The organism is Xanthomonas sp. LMG 12462 (assembly GCF_009192885.1).
GTDB lineage: Bacteria > Pseudomonadota > Gammaproteobacteria > Xanthomonadales > Xanthomonadaceae > Xanthomonas_A > Xanthomonas_A sontii.
This window is the reverse complement of sequence record NZ_NMPP01000059.1, coordinates 44761-66908: the sequence shown is the minus strand read 5'-3', so window position 1 is coordinate 66908 and position 22148 is coordinate 44761. Positions and strand designations below refer to the sequence as shown.

Here is a 22148-nt window from a genome sequence, read left to right as displayed (position 1 = left end):
TGGACCTAAGGTCCGTCGTGGCCGCCGTCGCTGCGGGGCCAGTGCGACCAGGCGGCTGCGAACGCCCGGTCGCGGCTGAAACCGCGCCTACGACAACACGGCGACGCCTCAGACGAAGCCGTGGGTGATCCGCGGCGCGGCGCTGGGGCCGCTGTCGTAGTCGGCGTAGGGATCGTGCTCGCCGCTGCCGCCTTCGGACAGGCGGAACTTGAGGGCCAGGCCGTCGCGCGAGTCGGCCGCGCGCAGCGCTTCCTCCTGCTCGATCTGGCCCTGCTTGACCATGCGGAACAGGCACTGGTCGAAGGTCTCCATGCCTTCCTCCAGCGATTCCTCCATCGCCTGCTTGATCTCGTGGACCTGGCCGCGGCGCAGCAGGTCGCGGATCATCGGCGTGTTCAGCAGCACTTCCGAGGCCGGCCGGCGGCGGCCGCTGCTGTCCTTTACCAGGCGCTGCGAGATCACCGCGCGCAGGTTCAATGACAGGTTCATCAGCACGTTCTTGTGCGCGCTCTCGGGGAAGAAGTTGAGGATGCGCTCGATGGTCTGGTCGGCGTTGTTGGAGTGCAGGGTGGCCAGGCACAGATGTCCGGTCTCGGCGAAGGCGATGGCGGCCTCCATGGTTTCCGCGTCCAGGATCTCGCCGATCAGGATCACGTCCGGCGCCTCGCGCATCGCGTTCTTCAGTGCGTTGTGGAAGGCGTGGGTGTCCAGGCCGACCTCGCGCTGGTTGACGATGGACATCTTGTGCTTGTGCAGGTATTCGATCGGGTCCTCGATGGTGAGGATGTGCCCGGTGGTGGTGCTGTTGCGGTAGTCGATCATCGACGCCAGCGAGGTGGACTTGCCCGAGCCGGTCGAGCCGACCACCAGGACCAGTCCGCGCGGGGTCATGATCACGTCCTTGAGCACCTGCGGCAGGTGCAGCTCCTCGATGCTGGGGATCTTGCTGCGGATCGCGCGGATCACCATGCCGACCTCGCCGCGCTGCTTGAACACGTTGACGCGGAAGCGCCCGGCGTCCTGCAGGGCGATGGCCATGTTCAATTCCAGCTCCCGCTCGAACTGCGGCACCTGGCCCTCGTCCATCAACGAGTAGGCGATCTTCTTGACCATGCCCGGCGGCAGGCCGGTGGCGCCGAGCGGGTACAGCTTGCCTTCGATCTTGATATAGACCGGTGCTCCTGTGGTCAGGAACATGTCCGAGGCGTTCTTTTCGGTCATCAGCTTCAGGAAATAGCCGATATCCATGCGCAATGGTTCCCCAACGATCCGCAATCGCCCGTTGCAAGCGCGCCACAGGCTTCCGACAATGGCCGTGACCGACGTCTCCGTCCACGGCCCCCCTAGATGAAAACTAGCTTCGCACACTTCCGTTGTCAGCAGTATGTGATGGCCTGCGCATTGGCGTTGTTCGCCGCGCCGGCCGCGTTCGCCCAGGTGGCTTCGCCGGAGCTGCTGTCCGCGCAGCAGGCGGTGCAGCGTGCGGTCCAGGCCGATGCCGACCAGTACGCGCCGGACCTGCTGGCCAGTGCCCGCCAGGGCCTGGAACAGGCGCAACAGGCCGCGCTCGACCGCCGCCAGCGCAAGACCGCACCGCAACTGGCCCTGCGTGTGGCCGCCGATGCCGACCTTGCGCGCGCGCGCAGCGAGGAGGCGGTGGCCAATGCACAGTTGAAGCAGCGTCAGGCCGAGGTGGCCCAGCTGCAACAGACCCTGGGCACCGGGGAGGGCCGTCCATGAGCCGCACCCTGCACGGAATGCGCCGCCTGGCCCTGCTGGCGTTGCTGCTGGCGCCGCTGGGCGCGATGGCCGCCGACGACCCGGAACTGGCCGTGCTCAACCAGCGCCTGGTGGCGCTGCAGGCCGATCCGCTGAACGCCGATGTCGCCGCCTACGAACGCCTGCAGGCGCAGCAGGCGGTGGCCAACTTCGCCAACGCCAAGCGCAAGGAGCGCGACGAGGCGCGCTACCTGGCCGAGCGCCGGGTCGAGATCGCCGAAACCATGGCCCGTGCCGAGATCGCCCGTCGTCAGGTCGACCAGTTGGAGAAGACCCGCAGCGACCTGCTGATCGAGGCCAGCCGCCGCGAGGCCGCGCGGGCCCGGCAGGAGGCCGAGCGGCTGCGCGTGCAGGCGCAGATCCAGGCCGAGGAGGCTGAGAGCCTGCGCCAGGCCGCCGAGGCCGAGCAGGCCGCACGGGCAGATGCGGATGCGGCGCTGGCCAGCGTCGCCGGTCAGCAGACCGCCAAGCTCAGCGCCGCGCAGCAGAAGTCGGCCAAGCTGGCGCGCGAGGAGGCCGAGCTGGTCGCCGGCACCAAGCTGCCGGCCTCGCGCTTCGAGGCGCGCGGCGAGGTCTTCACCTTCTCCGGCGCGGCCTTCGGCGCCGGCAAGGCGGCGCTGTCGGGCGATGCCACCAACCAGGCCAAGGCCCTGTCGCAGTACCTGCAGATCAGCAAGGGCAAGGTGCGGATCGAGGCCTACGACACCGACGCCGGGGTGGCGCAGAAGCGCGCCGATGCCCTGCGCGCGGCCTTGGTCAGCGGCGGCGTCGCCGCCAACCGGGTGCAGGCGGTCGGCAAGAAGGGGGCCTCGACCAAGGCCCGCTCGGCCGACGTCGTGATCGCGCCCTGAGGTCGGACGGCGCTCTGTGCAGGCGGTTTAACGGGGTTTTTCCCTGGGCCTGAGCGCCGAGCAACTGAATGCGGCAAAGCGGGCCTGCTTCTCTTGTCCACGGCGGTGGGGAGGCGTAGGGTCGGTACTCCAGGTGGCACTCCCGCCGCCTGGTGCCAACGGAGGAGTTCGAGCCGATGACGCAGTGGCGCGCACCGCAGTCCGACGTCCCGGGAACCGTGGTTCCAGGCGTTGTGGCGGTGCAGCCGGTGGCTCGCGCGCTTCCGCTCCCAGGCAACGCCCCGTGCCGCAGCGGCCGGGGCGTTCTTGTTTCTAGCTGAAGGAGGCTATTCCTATGTTCGAAGGGCAACCGCAGACCGAAATCGACGCGTTGATCAAGTCCGATCCGGAGTTCAAGCAGCTCTACCAGCGCCACAAGACCTTGGACAAGAAGTGCATGGACGCCGAGCTCGGCGTGCTGCCGATCGACGATGTCACCCTGGCGCAGATGAAGCGCGAAAAGCTCGCCGCCAAGGAAAAGCTGCTGCGCCTTTACGAGCAGAAGCCGCACTGACCGTACTATTCCCTCTTGTCGCGGGCGGTGGCTGGCCTCCTCGTCGGCTTGCCACCGTCCGCGTCATCCCCTCCGAAAGCCGCGACCGCGGCTTTTTTCGTCCCTGCCGCGCGCATTCTCTGACTTTCCCTCCCCGAGCGCGGATAATGCCCGGTCCAGCCGCTGCCGCGGCGCGACGCATTCGGACCCGATGGCCATTCACTCCTCCGTACTCGATCTGATCGGCGACACCCCCATCGTCAAGGCCAGCAAGCTCGACACCGGGGTGTGCGAGCTGTACCTGAAGCTGGAGAGCGCCAATCCCGGCGGCTCGATCAAGGATCGGATCGGCCTGTCGATGATCGAGGCGGCCGAGCGCCGCGGCGATCTCAAGCCCGGCGCGGTGTTGGTCGAGGGCACCGCCGGCAACACCGGCATCGGCCTGGCCCTGGTCGCCCAGCAGAAGGGCTACAAGCTGATCCTGGTGGTGCCGGACAAGATGAGCCGGGAAAAGATCTTCAACCTCAAGGCGATGGGCGCCGAGGTGGTGCTGACCCGCTCGGACGTGGCCAAGGGCCACCCCGAGTACTACCAGGACCTGGCTGCGCGCATCGCCGCCGAGACCCCGGGCGCCTACTTCATCAACCAGTTCGGCAACCCCGACAACCCGGCCGCGCACGAGTTCGGCACCGGCCCGGAGATCCTGCGGCAGATGGACGGCCGGCTGGACGCGATCGTGTTCGGCTGCGGCAGCTCCGGCACCATGACCGGCCTGTCGCGCGCCTTCGCCGCCGCCTCGCCGCATACCGAACTGGTCCTGGCCGACCCGGTCGGCTCGATCCTGACCGAGTACATCGAGCAGGGCACGGTCAGCGAGAAGTCCGGCAGCTGGCTGGTGGAGGGCATCGGCGAGGACTTCCTGCCGGCGATCTCCGATTTCAGCCGGGTCAAGAAGGCCTATTCGATCAGCGATGCCGAGAGCTTCCACACCGCGCGGGAACTGCTGGCCAAGGAGGGCATCCTTGGCGGCTCCTCCACCGGCACCCTGCTGGCGGCGGCGCTGAAGTACTGCCGCGCACAGACCGAGCCCAAGCGCGTGCTGGTGTTCGTCTGCGACACCGGCAACAAGTACCTGTCGAAGATGTACAACGACTACTGGATGCTGGACAACGGCTTCCTGGAGCGCCCGCAGCACGGCGACCTGCGCGACCTGATCCTGCGCCCCTACAGCCAGCGCGACACGGTGGTGGTCGGCCCCAAGGACCTGCTGACCACTGCCTATCAGCGCATGAAGCTGTACGACGTGTCGCAGCTGCCGGTCATGGAAGGCGACCAACTGGTCGGCATCGTCGACGAAAGCGATGTCTTATTGCATGTATATGGCGATGAGGCGCGGTTCCGCGACCCCGTGGCCACGGCCATGGTCAGCAAGCTCGACCGGCTCGACGTCAAATCGCCGATCGAGGCCCTGCTGCCGGTGTTCGACCGTGGCCAGGTCGCCATCGTGATGAACGAGGGCGCCTTCCTGGGCCTGATCACCCGGATCGACCTGCTCAACTATCTGCGCCGCCGGGTGCAGTAATCCCTGCGGCCGGCACGGCCCCGTGCTGCATGGGGCCGTTCAGACCGCACTGCTAGAATCACGCCCCTTTTCCGGTAACCCCACATGACGGACAACACGTCGAACCCCCATGGCGACGGCCCCGCGCTGGCGCTGGCGACCCTGGCCATCCATGGCGGACAGCACCCGGACCCGACCACCGGCGCGGTGATGCCGCCGATCTACGCGACCTCCACCTACGCCCAGTCCAGCCCCGGCGAACACCAGGGCTTCGAGTACTCGCGCACCCACAACCCGACCCGGTTCGCCTATGAGCGCTGCGTGGCGGCCCTGGAAGGCGGCAGCCGCGGCTTCGCCTTCGCCTCGGGCATGGCCGCCACCGCCACGGTGATCGAACTGCTGGACAGCGGCAGCCACGTCATTGCGATGGACGACCTGTACGGCGGCAGCTACCGCCTGTTCGAGCGCGTGCGCAAGCGCACCGCCGCGCTGGAGTTCGGTTTCGTCGACCTGACCGACCCGGCCGCGTTCGAGGCGGCGATCCGCCCGACCACGAAGATGGTGTGGATCGAGACCCCGACCAATCCGATGCTGAAGATCGTCGATATCGCGGCGATCGCCGCGATCGCGCGCAAGCATGGTCTGCTGGTGGTGGTCGACAACACCTTCGCCTCGCCGCTGCTGCAGCGGCCGCTGGCGCTGGGCGCGGACATCGTGGTGCATTCGGCGACCAAATATCTCAACGGCCACTCGGACATGGTCGGCGGCATGGCCGTGGTCGGCGACAACGCCGAGCTCGCCGAGCAGCTCGCCTTCCTGCAGAACTCGGTGGGCGGCGTGCAGGGCCCGTTCGACAGCTTCCTGGCCCTGCGCGGGCTGAAGACCCTGCCGCTGCGCATGCGCGCGCACTGCGACAACGCCCTGGCGCTGGCGCAGTGGCTGGAGACGCACCCGGCAGTGGAGAAGGTGATCTACCCGGGCCTGCCCTCGCACCCGCAGCACGCCCTGGCCGGCCGGCAGATGGCCGGCTACGGCGGCATCGTCTCGATCGTGCTCAAGGGCGGCTTCGACGCGGCCAAGCGCTTCTGCGAGCGCACCCGCCTGTTCACCCTGGCCGAATCCCTCGGCGGCGTGGAGAGCCTGGTCAACCATCCTGCGGTGATGACCCATGCTTCGGTGCCGGTCGCACGCCGCGAGCAGCTCGGCATCAGCGATGCGCTGGTGCGGTTGAGCGTGGGGGTGGAGGATGTGGGGGATTTGCGCGGGGATTTGGAGCGGGCATTGGCAGGGAACCGCTGATCCATGCAAAAGCACGCCAATCTGTTTTTTCTGTTCCGTCAATTGTTGGCGCGGGAACTGGCAGCTCGATATCGAACTACCGTCTTAGGCGTTTTGTGGTTGATACTGCAGCCGTTGCTGATGCTCTGCGTGTACACATTCGTGTTCAGCGGGGTATTCAAGGCGCGATGGGCGGGGGCCGAATCCACCGGCGATTTTGCCTTGATGCTGTTTGCGGGCTTGGTGCCTTTCACGCTGCTGTCGGAAGTGTTGATCACTGCTCCAGGTATCATTGCCGGGCAGCCCAACTTCGTGAAAAAGATCGTCTTTCCGCTGCCGATGCTGTCCATCGTCAAGGTGGCGGCGGCGCTGACCACGGCGGGGATCGGCCTTGCCATCCTGCTGATTGCACAAGTCTGGCAACCCGGCTTGCCTTCGGCTTGGGCGCTCACAGCGCCGTTGATCCTTCTGGAAATGACGCCGATGTTGCTCGGAGTCGCTTGGTCGCTGTCGGCATTGGGAGTCTATCTCCGCGACATTGGTCAGTTCGTCGGTATCATCAGTAGCGTGCTGCTGTTTCTCAGTCCGATTTTCTTTCCTGCCAAGGCGATGCCGGCTGCTGCCAAGGCTTTGGTCTTCTTCAATCCGCTTGTGACACCGATCGAGCAGTTACGGGCCGTCACGGTACAGAATTCGCCTCCGGACCTACTGACACTGCTACCACATTTTGCGCTGTCGATTGCGTTCTCCATGGTTGCCTATGCACTCTTCCGCCGCCTTTCGCGCGGTTTCTCGGACGTACTATGAGCACAACGCAGTCCGCAGTAACGGTTGCCGATGGCGACGCAGCTATCCAGGTGTTGCACGTCGTCAAGGACTATCCTGTCTATGCCAGTGCCCGCGATCGTCTGTTCTCGCTCCTGAAGCTGTCCGGAGACAGCGCAAGTCGGACGTTTCGTGCCCTGGATAATGTCAGTCTTGTAGTCCCCAAGGGTGAAACCGTAGGAATCATCGGCCGCAATGGCGCCGGCAAGTCCACCTTGCTGCAGATTCTTTGCGGTACCGTGCAGCCGACGTCGGGTTCCGTCAGCATCAAAGGTCGGTTTGCTGCGCTCTTGGAACTAGGGGCTGGTTTCAATCCTGACTTCTCTGGGCGCGACAATGTTTACCTGAGCGCTTCGCTGCTTGGTCTCAGTCGTAAGGAAGTGGACGACAAGCTTGAGTCGATCATCGCCTTCGCGGACATCGGCGATTTCTTTGATCGGCCAGTGAAAACTTATTCGAGTGGCATGTATGTGCGATTGGCATTTTCCGTCGCGATCCATACCGAGCCAGACGTGCTGATCATTGATGAAGCACTATCTGTCGGCGATATCCGCTTTCAGATGAAGTGCCTTGCCCGCATAGAGCAGATCCGTGCTCGAGGCGCCACAATTCTGTTCGTGTCGCATTCGCTGGAGCAGGTCAAACGCTTTTGTCAGACGGCCCTATGGTTGGAGGGTGGCAAGGTCAAGCTGCATGGCGAGGCCAGCTTCGTGGCCGATCGATTCCGCGACTACGAGTTGAGTAAGGATCAGCCAGCTTCGCCCGATACGCAAAACCGCCAGGCCCCCGCCTCAAGCAGCGTGCCCGCTCACATTGAGACGGTTGCACTCAGTACCGACATGCTCGCGCCCTTCGAGCCGTTGACGGTGGAGATCAGCTATGCCGTGCGGGACGAGTCCGTGGACGGTCTATTGCTTGGCGTAGCCATCAAGGGCATGGATGGACTGCACATCTTCGGTCCAAACACGCACTTAGAGCGTGTGCGCATCCCAACCTCGCGCGGGTCGCATCGTGTCAGTTACCACATCCCCTCGATGACGCTGCTGACAGGTTCCTACCGGGTTGATGTTGGGCTGTTTACCGACAAGGGCCTGGTCTGCGTGGACTATATTTCCGAAGCCAGCGTGTTCACCGTGGCTGCGCCTTACTTCAGCGAAGGCGTAGTCTACATTTCGCACGAATGGAAGGTCCATGAATCCGACGCTTCTTGATATTCCGTTTGATCACTATCAGCGTTATGGCGCCGCGGCGCACCTGCTGCGGGCGCTGGATCTTATTGCGCCGCGCGTATTGGAAGTTGGTGCCAATCGCCAGCGTCTGCTCGGGCAGTTTTTGCCAGATGCATCGTTCCTCTATACAGATTTGCACGCGGAAGGCGACGAGAAGGATTTTGTAGTCGCAGATGCGACCGACCTGCCTTTCGTTGAGGGTGAATTCGACGCAGTGGTGTCCTTAGACGTGTTGGAGCACATTCCTGCGTCCTTGCGGAAAAAGGCCGTTGCGGAAATGGCACGTGTCGCCAGTCGAGTCGTTGTCGTGGGCTTTCCCCCTAACCGACCCTGGGTGCAGGCCGCCGAAGTTGATGCCAACGACCGATGGCGCGAGTTGTTCGGAGAAGACTATGTCTGGCTTCAGGAGCACAAGGAGTTCGGCCTAGTCGACACTGATGAAGTCGCTGCGACTTTCGAGGAAGCAGGAATGACGGTCCTGCGTTTCGGACAAGGGAACGCGCAGCTTTGGTCTGGTTTGATGGGAACTCATTTCATCAAGGTGAAGTTTCCAGAGCTGGAGCCGTTGGTGTCAGCGGCGGATCGTCTTTACAACAGTCGAGCCTTTGCCGGCGACCACAGCGACCGTCCTTATCGCGAGTACTGTGTGGCTGTGACGCTACCGGAGGACGCCGACCGCTTGCTTGCCACCCCGCCGTTCAGCGAAAGGCAGGACGAAGAGGTCACTGCGTTCCTAGCTGGATTGGCGAGCGGGTTGCGCGAGTTGGCGTTACGTACCGCACATTCCGAGAGCGAATGGAAGTCTACGGCTCGCATGCTGGATGCCTATGTCGCGGATCTTGATGTCGCCAAGCGGGAGTGGAAGCTCACCGCCGAGTATGCGAATCAGGTGCAGGTCGCGAAAGATGCACTCGAGGAGGACTGGCGGGCGCGCAATCTCCAGCTGCAGGCAAGCGTAGATCAGTGGCAGGAGCGGGACGCCGAAAGGCTTCGGTGCGAAGCCGCCTGGAACGAGCTAGAAGCGGAGTGGCAGAACCTTCAGGCCGGGTGGAAGAGGCGCGAGGAAGAATGGAATGAGCGGGAGGCGGATGTAGGGAGGCTTCTGCTCGATTGGGAACGCCGCGAAGCCGAATGGAAGGCGGAGTGCGCAGCCAAGGCTGAGTTAGTGCAACAGCAAGGCCAAAGGATCTCATCGCTGGAGCATGAGCATGATGCACTGCGTCATGCGATGATGCAGGCTGAAACGAAGATGCTTCAGGATCAGCAGCGCCAGGCCGCTGCCTATGCGAAATCGCGCAGGAAGTGGCAGGTCGGGATGGTTGGGGCGGGGCTGATCGGAATAGGCGCGGGCGTTATTCTGGCTTGGATTTTGTTTTAATTGAAGTTATATGGCGGCGCAGTCGCGTTAATCAAGAAGGGGCGTGTAATGTTATCCAAGCTGCGTAGTTTACTTCGCGCCATGTACTGGAGTATCTGTCGTGCCCGAGGGCAGGGGGTCTCGTTCAGGCGCGTCGTTCTTGCGTTGGCGCGTGCGTCGAGCAAGGGGCCTCGACATCTGGTGAGGAGTGTCGTTGCGTACGCTAATGGCTCCAGCTCCCAATCACAATCTGCTACTGCCCCGCCTGATATCTACACTGGCTGGTTGCGTGCACAAGCAAGCGTCCCTGTGCCTGCCGATGCGGGCTTGATTAGCGTGGTGATGCCGGTTTGCAATACCCCTGAGAAATTTTTGCGTGAAGCCGTGGCGAGCGTGGAAGCGCAGACTTATCTGAACTGGGAGCTCTGCATACACGACGATGCTTCTGACCAGCCGCATGTTGCGCGAATATTGAAAGAGCTTGGCAAACGCATACCCCATCTCCGGATTTCCCGCTCAACGTCTCGGCAAGGTATCGCTGCGACCACGAATGCGGCGATATCCCTTGCACAAGGGCGTTGGATCACCTTCCTAGATCATGACGATCTTCTTGAGCCCAGCGCACTCGCCGCGGTGGTTGGCTGTCATCTTGAATCCGGCGCCGATGTAGTCTATACGGACCATGACGTCCTGGGGGAGGATGGTCGCTTGCGGCATCCTTATTTCAAGCCGGACTGGAACCTGGATCTTTTCCTCTCCCAGATGTATATCGGGCACCTAGTGAGCTTCGATGCCGATCTGGTCCGCAGCATGGGCGGCTTGCGTAGTGACTGCGATGGCTCGCAAGACTACGACCTGGTTTTACGGTGTGTGGCCGCTGGAGCCGCTGTCGCGCATGTGCCGCATGTTCTCTATCACTGGCGTGCCCATGCGGGCTCGACCGCCGCCAATGCAGACTCGAAGCCGTACGCGCATGACGCCGGCAAGCTGGCGATCCAAAACTTCGTACAGTCGGTCTACCCTGGCAGCAGCGTTGACGATGGGGCGCATCTGTTCTGTTACGACGTGCGTTATCCATATGCGGACAAGCAGCCTTTGGCGAGCATTATCATTCCGACGCGCGATGGGTTGGAGCTTTTGCGAGCCTGTGTCGAATCTTTGATTGCAAAGACTGAGTATCGCGCTTTCGAGATTATCGTCGTCGATAATGGTTCCAGCGAGCCAGAGACATTGCAGTGGCTGGGCGAGATGTCCGGCCGGAACGATTTCCGTGTCATTCGTGCGGATGTGCCGTTCAATTGGTCCGCACTGAACAATCTCGCTGCCCGTGAGGCGCGCGGCGAAGTCTTGGTTTTCCTCAATAATGATACCGAAGTTTTTGATTCGGACTGGCTGCAACGGCTGGCTGAGAACGCGTTGCGTCCGGATGTCGGGGTGTGTGGTCCTCTCCTGCTGTATGGTGATCGAACGATCCAGCATGCTGGTGTCGTGATTGGCATGGGCGGCTGGGCAGATCACGTGTTCAAGGGTGAGATGCCTTTACACAGCCAGAATCTGTTTGTGTCACCTGTGCTGCAGCGGCAGGTGATGGCCGTAACTGGCGCGTGCATGGTTGTAGCAAGAGGGACTTTCGAATCCCTGGGTGGGTTTGATGAATCATTCGTCGTGTGCGGCAGCGACGTGGAACTGTGCCTTCGGGCCTACTCGCATGGCTTGAAAACGGTGTATGTCGCACGTGCTGCGATGATCCATCACGAATCAAAGACGCGCGATCCTCGGGCAATCCCGGAAAGCGATTTCGTCAGGTCGGCGCAGGCCTATTCCCCGTATCGCGAGGAAGGCGACCCCTTCTTCAGCCCAAATCTCGATTACATGGCTTCTTCTCCCCGCTTGCGCGGACTTCCGCAATGAGCCAGATCAGTTACCTCCTGAAGCGCATCGCAGCACGTCTGGATGCGGGGGCGCCTGCAGCACGCGTGCCTACCACGCATGTCTCTGAAATTACTCCATGCCTGCCGCGGCATGACCCTTGGACTGGCGCACGGCTAAACCTGATCCTGCCTTCCATCAATAAGCAGCACTATTTTGGCGGTATCCATACCGCCGTGTTGATCTATCGGGAGCTGTGCCGGCACTTCTCTGCCTCACGTATCGTGTTGGTGGACAGCATCCCAGATGACGAGGCGCTATCTCGATTTTCTGATCATGTGCTTGTCCAGGCGGATGGGGTATCGAGCGCTGCTAGGCAGATTGTGCCGTTCAGCGATCGCTATCAAAAGACCATTCCGGTAGCAAAACAAGACATTTGGGTGGCAACGGCGTGGTGGACCGCATACGCGGCCCAGCGCATGTCGTCGTGGCAGGTAGAAAATGGTGGCGTAGAAAGTCCGCTGATCTATTTGATCCAAGATTTCGAGCCAGGCTTCTATGCGTGGTCGAGCCAATACGCACTTGCGTTGAGCACCTATCGGCCAGAGTGTGACATCGGTGTCTTCAATACCGGGTTGCTGGCTGATTTCTTCCGGCAGAACGGACTTGAATACAAGTATCACACGACCTTTGAGCCGGTTCTCCATGACGGGCTGCGCCCGGCTTTGGAGAAAGCGCGTGCCGTGAAAGCAACGCGGCAGCGTCAGATTGTGGTCTACGCACGCCCAGGCACGCCACGCAACGCGTTCGAGTTGATCTGCGAAGGCTTACGAATGTGGGGTTGGAAGGATCCACGCTCGTCTCAGTGGGAGGTTGTGGCACCAGGGGAGCTTGAGATCGATCTGGATCTTGGGCCATTCAAGCTCAGGGCCCTGGGGAAGTTGAGCATCGAAGCCTATTCCGAACTGCTGTCGACATCAGCCATCGGCTTGTCGTTGATGGTTTCGCCGCATCCGAGCTATCCCCCCCTGGAGATGTCTGCCTTTGGAATGGCCGTTCTGACCAATCGCTACGGCAACAAGCAGCTGGAAGACGCTGTGGACAATGTTGTCTCCGTGAAGTCGATGACACCAGAGGCTATTTGCGCTGGTCTCACTGCATTGGTCGATGCATGCGAGCAACGACAGATGGCGCCAGGCGCCTTCGCTGGCCACGAGTGCTCGCTGATGTCGAGTGGACGCTTCGACCAGCTTGCGCTGGAGATCTTGCAGTTGCGGGATCGAGGCTCGGCTGTCGTAGTGTAGTCAACATCGCGTGATATGAGCTGCTGCGGGCAGGATAACCATCGCGCAGTCGCAACAACGGACTTGGACGCCTGCCGTATCGATAGCAGCTTCGATATGCTTGGGGTGCTGTCGACTCCGGTTGAGGCCTCAAAGTGGTTGGGCATTAAGGTCAGTAGATTTTTAAATTCGGGAAGAAGTCGTGGAAATTACAGGTAAGAGCATCACTAATCGCCGAAGGGCGCGTAGGCTCGTTTTTCTTCTCGGCCTACTGATCTTCGCCGTGGCTTTCGTTGTCTTGTGCGTAAGGAATCTTGATCCTATCGTCTATCCAACTCTTTACGCAGAAGATGGATCGTGGACGGGAAAGATGCTATCAAATGGTTTCTTCGATACCGCATTCGGTGCAAGAAGCTTTCCGATTCTTGGTTTCATGCTCTTCTATGCGCTTGGAAATGCAATCGCGGGGCTGCTGTTTGACGATCCGGCATTCTACCTGCCTGCCGTATACTACATACTTTCCAACCTTTTCATGGCTGGTATCGCCGTTGTTGCGTTCGCTCGCACGCGGACAATGTTGTCGTTCTGGGCGGTATTGGCGATTTTGATAGCCGTGGTTCTGCTGCCTGTGGGTATCGATGGTAATGAGATATACGGAAGGGTGCTGAATCTTGGCTTCTTTTTTCCGTACCTGCAAATACTTCTGCTTATTCCACTCATGGCGCCCAAGTGCACAAGGGGGCAGATTGCGGCAGCTTTGATTGTTTCGCTCATCTGTGGCCTGACATTCCCGGTGGGCATGGGCGTGTGTGTGGTGGCTTCGGGCGTTCTGTTTCTTCGATATTTTCTTGCCGGTAAGGCTGAGAGAGACGGTGGCTTGGCAATTGCGCTCTTCTGTGTCGGCGTGTTGCCATTGCTCGCGCTCAGCCGAGATGCATTCACTAGTCAAGGCGGTGCTGATCTCCCATTCAAGGCTTCATCTTTCATCGAGTTCGCTGTTGCGCGCTCGGCTCTCTACCTGTTTCTGTTTGCCTTCTATAAGCATCTCAACGATATCGCTGTTTTGCTCATTGCTGCAGTTGTTTTGGTGGTCGGCGCTGCTGGCATGTGGCGAGCATATCGGAATGCTGAGTTCTCCAAACATTGTAGTGATGGATTTGGCTACGTGCTTGTCCTTCTTTGGGGTTCGGCAGCAGTTTATCTGCTTGCCATGATCGGTATGCGCTCGGGGTTGACTAGCGCATTTGATCACTACACCGGAACATACCCTGATCGTTACTTTACCGGGCTGAATCTCGCTGTATTTACTGCTTTGATATTCTCAGTAGACCGTTTCAAGAAAGGTTGGATCGTATCTTTGGTGCTTGCGGCGCCCTTCATTGCGACTGGTTCGCAGCGCATAGAGTTGGACAAGCCGGCGACAAAGTTTGGGTCTGTTCGACCTTGGACAACCGAGCTGTGCGGGGCCGACCTTCCGACGTCGGCGCAAGGCTTCAGTGTTCCCATTCCTCCGGAAGGTTGGAGTGCCCTGATGCCAAGGTCCGCAAAAACCAACGCACTTGCCAGTCAGTGTCGTGTGTCGAACTTCTATGAACTCCCGTTTGTAGAGGACATGCGTCCGTCCGTGACGGTGCAAGAAGGCGGTGCTGGCGGTCCTGGTGCGGTGAAGGTTGGGGCGCTGAAGGTCAATAATGCTGTTGAGCTGATTCCTGTCGGCCGTGGAAAAGTCAAGATTCTGGTGACTGGCGCCGATCCCGGCGTTGTGCTGGAGCTGGCAAAGCCCAGCGCGCTTCGTGGTGCCGATGCACGAATCTATCTGACCGTTAGCGCTGAGGTTCCATCGACACTACAGTTGTTCTATCTCAAGTCGCAGGAAGTGAACTATTCGGAACCAAGTAGCTTGTACTTCCATGTACCAGCAGGCAAGGATGAGTTCGTCGTGGTCTTAGATCGCACCATCAATCCAAACAAGTTCCGACTTGACCTTCCCGAAGGCGTGGGTAAGGCGTATTTGCTCAGTTTTGATCCTGCCTCATGATTGGAAGGTGCTGAGGATGAAGCCTGTCATCTCCGGTCTTGTCTCCTCGCGAGGGGGGCAGTTCGTGCTCCTCTCGGGATTTGGTTGGTGTCTGGACTTCGCGATCTTCTACGCCAATATAGCCTGGCTCGGACTTCAGCCAGCTTGGGCCAACATGATCAGCGCCACAGTCGCCGCGATGACGGTTTTTGTTATCGCGCGATGGGTAATATTCGACTCCGGGTCCCGGTCATTTCGGTCAACCATCATCTATCTCGCGTACACGGAATTTAATATCGTGGTTTGGGCGTTGGTTATATCATTCGTTGCTTCGCTTCTTCATTCCTGGACATCGCTTGCGACCGCTACTGGGGCTGTGATTGCCAAGATAATTGTGACCCCAATCTCGCTCTTCCTTAACTTTGTGGTCTCTCGCAGACTTTCCCGAGATGGTTCCAATGAATAAAAAAAATGTTCTTGTGTTCGTGCCTGTGTACAACTGCCAGAAGCAGATTTCTCGCGTCCTGGACCAGTTGGAGCAGGATTGGGTTGTCGGCGCGGTCTCTGCCGTCATCGTTGTGGACAACCAGAGTACCGACCAGACCGCAAGTGTTGTAGCGCAGAGAATCCAGGCGCGGGGTGACAAATATATCCAGCTCCTCCGCAATAGCTCCAATTACGGTCTGGGTGGTTCCCATAAGGTTGCTTTTCAATATGCGGCGGAACATGGCTTCGAGTGGCTCGTAGTACTGCACGGCGATGACCAGGGCTCGATTGTGGATTTCCGTCCCTTCATCGATATAAGCAAGGATTTGTCCATCGATGCGGTTCTTGGAAGCAGGTTCATGCGCGGCGCTTCCGCGCCTGGATACTCGAGGTTTCGAATCTTCGGTAACTTGGTATTTAACCTTGTCTACTCAGCATGTTTGGGCAGAAGAATCCACGATCTGGGTGCGGGGCTTAATATGTATCGTGTTTCGAGCTTGAGAAAGCAGGAGTACGTAAAATATCCAGATAACCTGACGTTTAATTGCGTCATGTTGTGCTCGCAGGTTATCAAGCGCGATTCGATCATGTTTGCTCCGATTACTTGGAGAGAAGACGACCAGGTGTCGAACGTCAAATTGTTCAGGCAGTCCATCCAGACGCTTAAGATTGCTCTCGCTGCATTTTTTCGCCGTGGTAAGTTTGCCTCCTCTGAGCATAGGCAGGTGAAAGTGGCTGCCTATAGCTGGGAGGTCAAAAATGTCTAAGCATGTTGCGATGATCATGCCGATGGCAGGTCGTGGCTCGAGGTTTGCCAAGGAAGGCGAGATTCTGCCAAAACCTTTGATCCAGATTGCAGGCAAGCCTTTCTTCTATTGGGCAACGTTGGGTATCGTTCGAGAGGTGCCTGGCATCCAACTTGTCTATATTGTGCTTCAAGAGCATGTGGAGAAATTTGCAATCGATCATAAGATTAGAGATTACTTTCCCGATGCGGAGGTCGTTGCGATTGCCGAGGTCACCTCTGGTGCGCTTGAGACTGCGCTCAAAGCGTCTACCCATGTTGACCAAGAGGCTTCAATCATCGTCAATGATTGTGATCACGCGTTTTCATATTCTCGCTTAAATTCTGCCTGTGAAGCTCTGTCTTCCGGTGTGGATGGATTCTTGTCCCACTTTCAGTCGCGTGAGCCACATTTTTCGTTCGCCGAGTACTCGGGAGATGGGGCGCTAGTGAGAACCGCAGAGAAGGATGCCATTAGCAATTTGGCTATCGCTGGGATTTATGGATTCAGCAGCTTTCGTGCACTCAGCCTTGCCAGTGAGCGGTACGCCCTCGATTGTCCCTACCCGGAGTTGTTCATAAGTGGCGTATACAACGAGATGTTGAAGAAGGGCGCGTTGGTTCGCGGCTTCTCTGTCGATTTCCATATTCCATTCGGAACGCCTGAAGAGTACGGGCGTGCGTTGGGTAGGGTGGCAGAGCTTGAAAGTCTGGAGCAATGAGGGAAGTCATGTCCTTACCGCTCTTCGTTCTCGCAGTAATCGCCCTCATGACGGCACACGTTGTTAGGACGGTGCGCTGGCGCATCTTGCTTTCCGCTTGCGATGTGCAGGTTTCTAACGTCAGGCCTTTGACCGCCCTCAGCGTCGGCTATCTTGTTAATACCTTGCTACCACTGCGGCTAGGGGAGTTGGTGAGGACGTGGTTGCTGTCGTCCACCACTCGTAGCCGGTTTTCCACGGTCTTGGGAACTGTGGTGGTTGAGCGCCTTGTAGACTTGCTGGTGGTCGGTTTGCTCATGTCGGTAACCGTGGGCTATCACGCGCGGCTAAATGCTGTTGCCTGGACGCTGCTAATCCCCTTTGCTGCAGTGCTTGGCCTGTTCGCCATTAGAAGCCTGCTGGGCCTCCGTCGCAGCCTTTGGCTATTGGCTTCGATTTTCAACGAGGGAATAAAGTCTGCGATCCTGCACTTGTTCTTCGTGGTGCTGGAGCTGATCTTTAACAGAAGGATATTCCGTAGCGCGCGTTTTTGGGGGCTTACGTTATTGATGTGGGGCCTCTATCTTGGCTCCCTGGTTCTGTTTGCACGTGCGAGTCAAGCTTCGCTGTGGGCGCTCTTCTCAAGTGTTTATGTCCATGCCCTTGATCTGCGCTCGTTGCTGAGCCTGAACTTACATGATGCCTGGCTCCTTACCTACCTGACTCTCCCTGTTCCGTTGATCCTCATCTACGCGTATCTGTCGGGATTCAATGCGCTGTCGGGTCTCAGGGCGGCTCTCCGCGCCGCCACGCGGCTTGAGCATTATTCTGGTTCAGTGCCGGGGGGGCGCCTTCATGGATTTCGTTCGGATGATCAGTATCACTCCTTTCTCGATCGCTATTTTCGAGGCGAAGGCGGGCTGTTATCCGATTTCGAGCAGCGGGGAATAGGCGATGTTCAGGTCCATCGTGTGTTTCACGGTGGGTCGGGTGCAATCACCGCTCTAGTCGAGGTAGACAATCGGCTGCGTGTACGCAAGTTCGCCAGTGGCTCGCTCGCGGACAAGCTTGCTATACAGCATGATTGGTTGCACGCTCATCGTGAGGAACTGCCGCTCGTGCAAGTATTGTCAACCCGCGCTGACAACGGCGATTACTTCTACGATATGGCGTATGTAGGTGGAAGTCGTGATCTTTACGAAGGCATCCATACCGATCCGCTGGAACATTCGATCTCCACGCTAGACCATGTCATCGACGCCATGGCGGCATTCCACCAGTTGACTCGAGCCGAGGATGCGGGCGCGGACGTGGTAGGCGCCTATGTCGACGCCAAGGTCATCGCCAACTTCGCCGTGATCGAGCGTGAGTTCGAAGACATTTTCCAGTTGCAGGTGATCAATCTGAATGGTGAATCCTTCGAATTGTCCAAGCTTCAATTTTTGAAGAATCGCGCATGGTTCGTTTCAAAGTTTCGGCATCGCCAGCAGGCAAGCATCCATGGCGACCTCACCATTGAGAACATCATGCTCGACGCGTCAGCGGAAAATTCGAAATGGTTTCTCATCGATCCTAATCCAGTGAACGGGTTTCAGTCGCCATTGATCGACTTCGCCAAGCTGATGCAGTCGCTGCATCTTGGCTATGAGGCGTTGCATAAGATGCCGAGAGCGACGCTGTCCGATAACAAGATGAGCGTCGGGCTTCACCGCTCGGCCCAGTACGAGCGAATTCATGCGCATGTGACCAAGGAAATCGAACGGCGATTCGGTTCTGATGTGGTGAAGGAGGTTGCCTTGCACGAGATCGTCAATTATCTCCGTCTGATTCCCTATCAGCTCCGGGCTAGTCGAGAAGCCGGACTGGCTTTTTTTGGCTGCTTGTGCATTCTCGTTCGTGAGTTCGACCGCATGTATCCAGGGGAGATTGGGGCGTGAAAGCGATTCTCGTCGACCTTGATGGCACTCTTACCGACACGCACGCCGCCAATCTCGCAGCTTACAAAGCGGCTATCGATGAGACTGGGGTCGTCTACGACCGCCCTCTACTAGAGCGATACGTGGGGCGTCTTGCGTGGAAGCCGATGCTTGCAAACGTGCTTCCTGATTTGGACGAGAGTCGACACTTTGCGATCGCACAGCGCAAGCGTGAGATCTATGCTGGCTTGCTTGATATGGTGGCCGTCAACGACGTGCTGGTCAGTTTTCTGCGAATGCATCAGGGTAAAGTTCCGATAGCCCTGGTTACATCGGCTTCACGCGGATCTGTGGAGCCGCTCCTGCGTGCAAAAGCATTGGACGATGTCTTTTCGTTGGTCATCACAAGTGATGACGTGGAGAGGCAGAAGCCCGATCCGGAGCCTTATGCTCGAGCTGCGCTATCGCTAGGGGTCGCCGCAGCGGATTGCGTCGTGCTTGAGGATTCGGATGTTGGCGCTGCGGCAGCGAAGGCATTTGGAGCGCAGGTGTGGCGTGTTGAGTGGATAAACGCTGGCTGAAGTCACAGGCGTCGGCCCTCGCCACGCCTGGCGAGAGCTGAGGGTTGGCATCGTTTTCTGATGCTAACAAGGCAGTTGCTGTGTCGGGCGAGACATCATGCGATGTCCCGTCCGCCTGCAAAAGGTTGATCAAAGCGCCTTTTCCAGTTCCGGCAGCACCGTGAACAGGTCGCCGACCAGGCCAATGTCGGCGATCTCGAAGATCGGCGACTCCGGGTCCTTGTTGATCGCGACGATGGTACCGGCGTCCTTGATGCCGGTCAGGTGCTGGATGGCGCCGGAAATGCCGATCGCCACGTACAGCTCCGGCGCGATGATCTTGCCGGTCTGGCCGACCTGCAGCTCATTGGGCACGTAGCCGGCGTCGACCGCCGCGCGCGAGGCGCCGACCGCCGCGCCCAGCTTGTCGGCGAGCTGGTACACGATCTGGAAGTTCTCCGCCGAACCGACGCCGCGGCCGCCGGAGACCACGCGCTTGGCGCTCTGCAGGTCGGGGCGATCGGACTTGCCCGCGGCCAGGCCGACGAAGCGGGTGTGGCTCGGCAGCGCCGCGTCGACGCTGGCCGCTTCGACCGCCGCGCTGCCGCCCTGCGCCGCTTCCGGCCACGAGGCGCTGCGCACGGTGGCGACTACGATCTGGTCGGCCGGCGCCTGCACGCTGATGATGGCGTTGCCGGCGTAGATCGGGCGCTTGAACGCGTACTTGCCGTCGACTGCCATCAGGTCGGAGATCTGGTTGACGCCGAGCAGGGCCGCCACCACCGGCATCAGGTCCTTGCCGAAGGTGGTGGAGGGGCCGAAGACGTGGCTGTAGCCCTTCGCCAGCGCGGCGATCTGCGGGCCCAGCACCTGCGCGATGGCGTGTTCGTTGGCGGGATTGGCGATGGTGAGGACGCGGGCGACGCCGGCGATCTGCGCGGCCTGGGCGGCCACCGCGGCCGGATCGGACGCCAGCACCACGATGTCGATGGCCTCGGCCGACAGCGCCTGCGCGGCGCTGACGCACTTGGCGGTGGCGGCGTTGAGCTGCCCGTTGAGATGTTCGGCGACGACGAGGATCTTGGCCATTACAGCAACCCCTTCTGCTTGAGTGCGGCCACCAGTTCGGCGGCATCCTTGACCATCACGCCGCGGCTGCGCTTGGCCGGCGGGGCGTAGTGGGTGGTGGTGAGGCTGTCGTTGGCCTCCACGCCCAGGTCGGCGAAGGCCAGCGTCTGCAGCGGCTTGCTCTTGGCCTTCATGATGTCCGGCAGCTTGATGAAGCGCGGCTCGTTCAGGCGCAGGTCGGTGGTGACCACCGCCGGCAGGTCCACTTCCAGGGTCTCCAGGCCGGCGTCGACCTCGCGGGTCACCGTCGCCTTGCCGTCGGCCACCACCAGCTTGCCGGCGAAGGTCGCCTGCGGCCGGCCCCACAGCGTGGCCAGCATCTGCCCGGTCTGGTTGGCGTCGTCGTCGATCGCCTGCTTGCCGAGGATCACCAGGTCAGGCTGCTCCTGCTCGACCAGCTTGAGCAGGGTGCGCGCGGCGGTCAGCGGCTGGATCGCCGCGTCGGCGACCACGTGGATGGCGCGGTTGGCGCCCATCGCCAGGCCGTTGCGCAGGTGCGCGGCGGCGTCGGCCGGGGCGATGGTGGCCACCACCACCTCGCTGGCGATGCCGGCGTCGCGCAGGCGCAGCGCCTCTTCCAGGGCGATTTCGTCGAACGGGTTGGCGGAGAGCTTGACGCCCTCGGTGACCACGCCGGAGCCGTCCGGCTTGACCTGGATGCGGACGTTGTAGTCCACCACGCGCTTGTAGGCGACGAGGATTTTCATCGTGTACGAGATCCTTCAGCAGTGCGGGAAGGCCCGGCCGCGGCGGCTGGCACGGGGCAGTCGGAGGATTCTAACCGGGCGCGGGGGACCATGCGAGGGCGTATGGTGGCGGGATCCGTAGGCCCGGATCCTGCCGTGCAGCAACGACGACTGGTTCATATAAACCGTATATCCTGTGCCGTTCGAATAGCGGGCGCCGACGGCGCCGAATCAGGAGAAACACATAGTGGCGACTTGGCTCGTAACCGGCGGCGCCGGTTTCATCGGCGGTAATTTCGTGCTCGAGGCGGTGGCGCGCGGCATCCGTGTGATAAACCTGGACGCGCTGACCTATGCCGGAAACCTGAACACGCTGGCGTCGCTGGAGGGCAACCCCGACCATGTGTTCGTGCACGGGGACATCGGCGACCGCGACCTGGTGGGGCGCCTGCTCACCGAGCACCAGCCCGACGCGGTGGTCAATTTCGCCGCCGAAAGCCACGTGGACCGCTCGATCGACGGCCCCGGCGCCTTCATCCAGACCAACGTGGTCGGCACCCTCGGCCTGCTGGAGTCGGTCCGCGATCACTGGAAGGCGCTGCCGCAGGACCGCCGCGATGCGTTCCGCTTCCTGCACGTGTCCACCGACGAGGTCTACGGCACGCTGGGCGAGACCGGCAAGTTCAGCGAAACCACGCCGTATGCGCCGAACTCGCCTTACTCGGCGTCCAAGGCCGCATCCGACCACCTGGTGCGCGCGTTCCATCACACCTACGGTCTGCCGGTGCTGACCACCAACTGCTCCAACAACTACGGCCCGTACCACTTCCCGGAGAAGCTCATCCCGCTGGTGATCGCCAAGGCGCTGGCCGGCGAACCGCTGCCGGTGTACGGCGACGGCAAGCAGGTGCGCGACTGGCTGTTCGTCGGCGATCACTGCGAGGCGATCCGCACCGTGCTGGCCAAGGGCAAGGTTGGCGAGACCTACAACGTCGGCGGCAACTCGGAGAAGCAGAACATCGAGGTGGTGCAGGCGATCTGCGCGCTGCTGGACGCGCGGCGTCCGCGCGAAGACGGCAAGCCGCGCGCCAGCCAGATCACCTACGTCGCCGACCGGCCCGGGCACGACCGCCGCTACGCGATCGATGCGTCCAAGCTGAAGAACGAGCTGGGCTGGGAGCCGCACTACACCTTCGAACAGGGCATCGCGCTCACCGTTGACTGGTACCTGAGCCATCAGGACTGGGTGCAGGGTGTGCTCGACGGCAGCTACCGGCTGGAACGGATCGGCACCGCGGCATAACCC

The 22148-nt window shown here is 60.4% G+C and carries 19 protein-coding genes; 16 read left to right on the top strand and 3 right to left on the bottom strand.

The window, feature by feature from the left end; all coding sequences use genetic code 11:
• Positions 1-108: 108 nt before the first annotated feature.
• Entirely contained in the window at positions 109-1248 is a 1140-nt protein-coding gene (locus CEK69_RS14775; protein WP_017907532.1) for a PilT/PilU family type 4a pilus ATPase, read from the bottom strand.
• Between the two features lie 99 nt (positions 1249-1347).
• Here CEK69_RS14775 and CEK69_RS14770 point away from each other — a divergent pair, with 99 nt between their 5' ends.
• The 15 genes from CEK69_RS14770 to CEK69_RS14695 all read left to right on the top strand — a co-directional run bounded on the left by CEK69_RS14770 (position 1348) and on the right by CEK69_RS14695 (position 19049).
• Positions 1348-1740, top strand: a complete 393-nt coding sequence (locus CEK69_RS14770; protein ID WP_026144112.1) for a DUF4398 domain-containing protein — start codon at positions 1348-1350, stop codon at positions 1738-1740.
• Between the two features lie 17 nt (positions 1741-1757).
• Positions 1758-2630, top strand: coding sequence for a hypothetical protein (locus CEK69_RS14765; RefSeq protein WP_152182544.1), 873 nt, complete (start codon positions 1758-1760; stop codon positions 2628-2630).
• A gap of 334 nt (positions 2631-2964) precedes the next feature.
• Complete coding sequence (locus CEK69_RS14760) at positions 2965-3183, top strand: YdcH family protein (RefSeq protein WP_010340228.1); 219 nt, start codon at positions 2965-2967, stop codon at positions 3181-3183.
• 190 nt (positions 3184-3373) lie between these two features.
• A complete protein-coding gene (locus tag CEK69_RS14755) occupies positions 3374-4744 on the top strand; it encodes a pyridoxal-phosphate dependent enzyme (protein WP_010340227.1) in 1371 nt (456 codons plus the stop codon).
• Positions 4745-4828: 84 nt separating this feature from the next.
• Complete coding sequence (locus CEK69_RS14750) at positions 4829-6022, top strand: cystathionine gamma-synthase (protein WP_152246402.1); 1194 nt, start codon at positions 4829-4831, stop codon at positions 6020-6022.
• 3 nt (positions 6023-6025) lie between these two features.
• The gene (locus CEK69_RS14745) at positions 6026-6808 is read left to right on the top strand and encodes an ABC transporter permease (protein ID WP_152246400.1); all 783 of its coding nucleotides are present in this window, start codon (positions 6026-6028) and stop codon (positions 6806-6808) included.
• Entirely contained in the window at positions 6805-8037 is a 1233-nt protein-coding gene (locus tag CEK69_RS14740; RefSeq protein WP_152246398.1) for an ABC transporter ATP-binding protein, read from the top strand. The genes CEK69_RS14745 and CEK69_RS14740 overlap by 4 nt, the downstream gene beginning before the upstream one ends.
• Positions 8018-9433, top strand: coding sequence for a class I SAM-dependent methyltransferase (locus CEK69_RS14735; protein ID WP_152246396.1), 1416 nt, complete (start codon positions 8018-8020; stop codon positions 9431-9433). Before CEK69_RS14740 ends, CEK69_RS14735 begins: the two co-directional genes overlap by 20 nt.
• Positions 9434-9754: 321 nt before the next feature.
• Entirely contained in the window at positions 9755-11323 is a 1569-nt protein-coding gene (locus CEK69_RS14730) for a glycosyltransferase family 2 protein (protein WP_152246408.1), read from the top strand.
• A gap of 140 nt (positions 11324-11463) precedes the next feature.
• A complete protein-coding gene (locus tag CEK69_RS14725) occupies positions 11464-12585 on the top strand; it encodes a hypothetical protein (protein ID WP_338420208.1) in 1122 nt (373 codons plus the stop codon).
• 262 nt (positions 12586-12847) lie between these two features.
• Complete coding sequence (locus tag CEK69_RS14720) at positions 12848-14602, top strand: hypothetical protein (RefSeq protein WP_152246392.1); 1755 nt, start codon at positions 12848-12850, stop codon at positions 14600-14602.
• 437 nt (positions 14603-15039) lie between these two features.
• Positions 15040-15834 carry a glycosyltransferase family 2 protein gene (locus tag CEK69_RS14710; protein WP_193314000.1) on the top strand — a complete coding sequence of 265 codons (795 nt, stop codon included), beginning with the start codon at positions 15040-15042 and terminating at the stop codon, positions 15832-15834.
• Positions 15827-16573 carry an NTP transferase domain-containing protein gene (locus CEK69_RS14705; protein WP_152246386.1) on the top strand — a complete coding sequence of 249 codons (747 nt, stop codon included), beginning with the start codon at positions 15827-15829 and terminating at the stop codon, positions 16571-16573. The genes CEK69_RS14710 and CEK69_RS14705 overlap by 8 nt, the downstream gene beginning before the upstream one ends.
• Before the next feature lie 8 nt (positions 16574-16581).
• The gene (locus tag CEK69_RS14700) at positions 16582-18489 is read left to right on the top strand and encodes a lysylphosphatidylglycerol synthase domain-containing protein (RefSeq protein WP_167522062.1); all 1908 of its coding nucleotides are present in this window, start codon (positions 16582-16584) and stop codon (positions 18487-18489) included.
• Positions 18486-19049, top strand: coding sequence for an HAD family phosphatase (locus CEK69_RS14695; RefSeq protein WP_152246382.1), 564 nt, complete (start codon positions 18486-18488; stop codon positions 19047-19049). The genes CEK69_RS14700 and CEK69_RS14695 overlap by 4 nt, the downstream gene beginning before the upstream one ends.
• Positions 19050-19178: 129 nt before the next feature.
• Here CEK69_RS14695 and CEK69_RS14690 read toward each other — a convergent pair whose 3' ends face one another.
• Together CEK69_RS14690 and CEK69_RS14685 are read right to left on the bottom strand one after the other, a co-directional pair.
• Positions 19179-20117, bottom strand: coding sequence for an electron transfer flavoprotein subunit alpha/FixB family protein (locus CEK69_RS14690; RefSeq protein ID WP_152246380.1), 939 nt, complete (start codon positions 20115-20117; stop codon positions 19179-19181).
• Positions 20117-20863, bottom strand: coding sequence for an electron transfer flavoprotein subunit beta/FixA family protein (locus tag CEK69_RS14685; protein WP_010340209.1), 747 nt, complete (start codon positions 20861-20863; stop codon positions 20117-20119). Before CEK69_RS14685 ends, CEK69_RS14690 begins: the two co-directional genes overlap by 1 nt.
• A gap of 226 nt (positions 20864-21089) precedes the next feature.
• On the opposite strand from CEK69_RS14685, the gene rfbB reads away from it, so the two are divergent.
• A complete protein-coding gene (gene rfbB / locus CEK69_RS14680; protein WP_152246378.1) occupies positions 21090-22145 on the top strand; it encodes a dTDP-glucose 4,6-dehydratase in 1056 nt (351 codons plus the stop codon).
• Positions 22146-22148 lie beyond the last annotated feature (3 nt).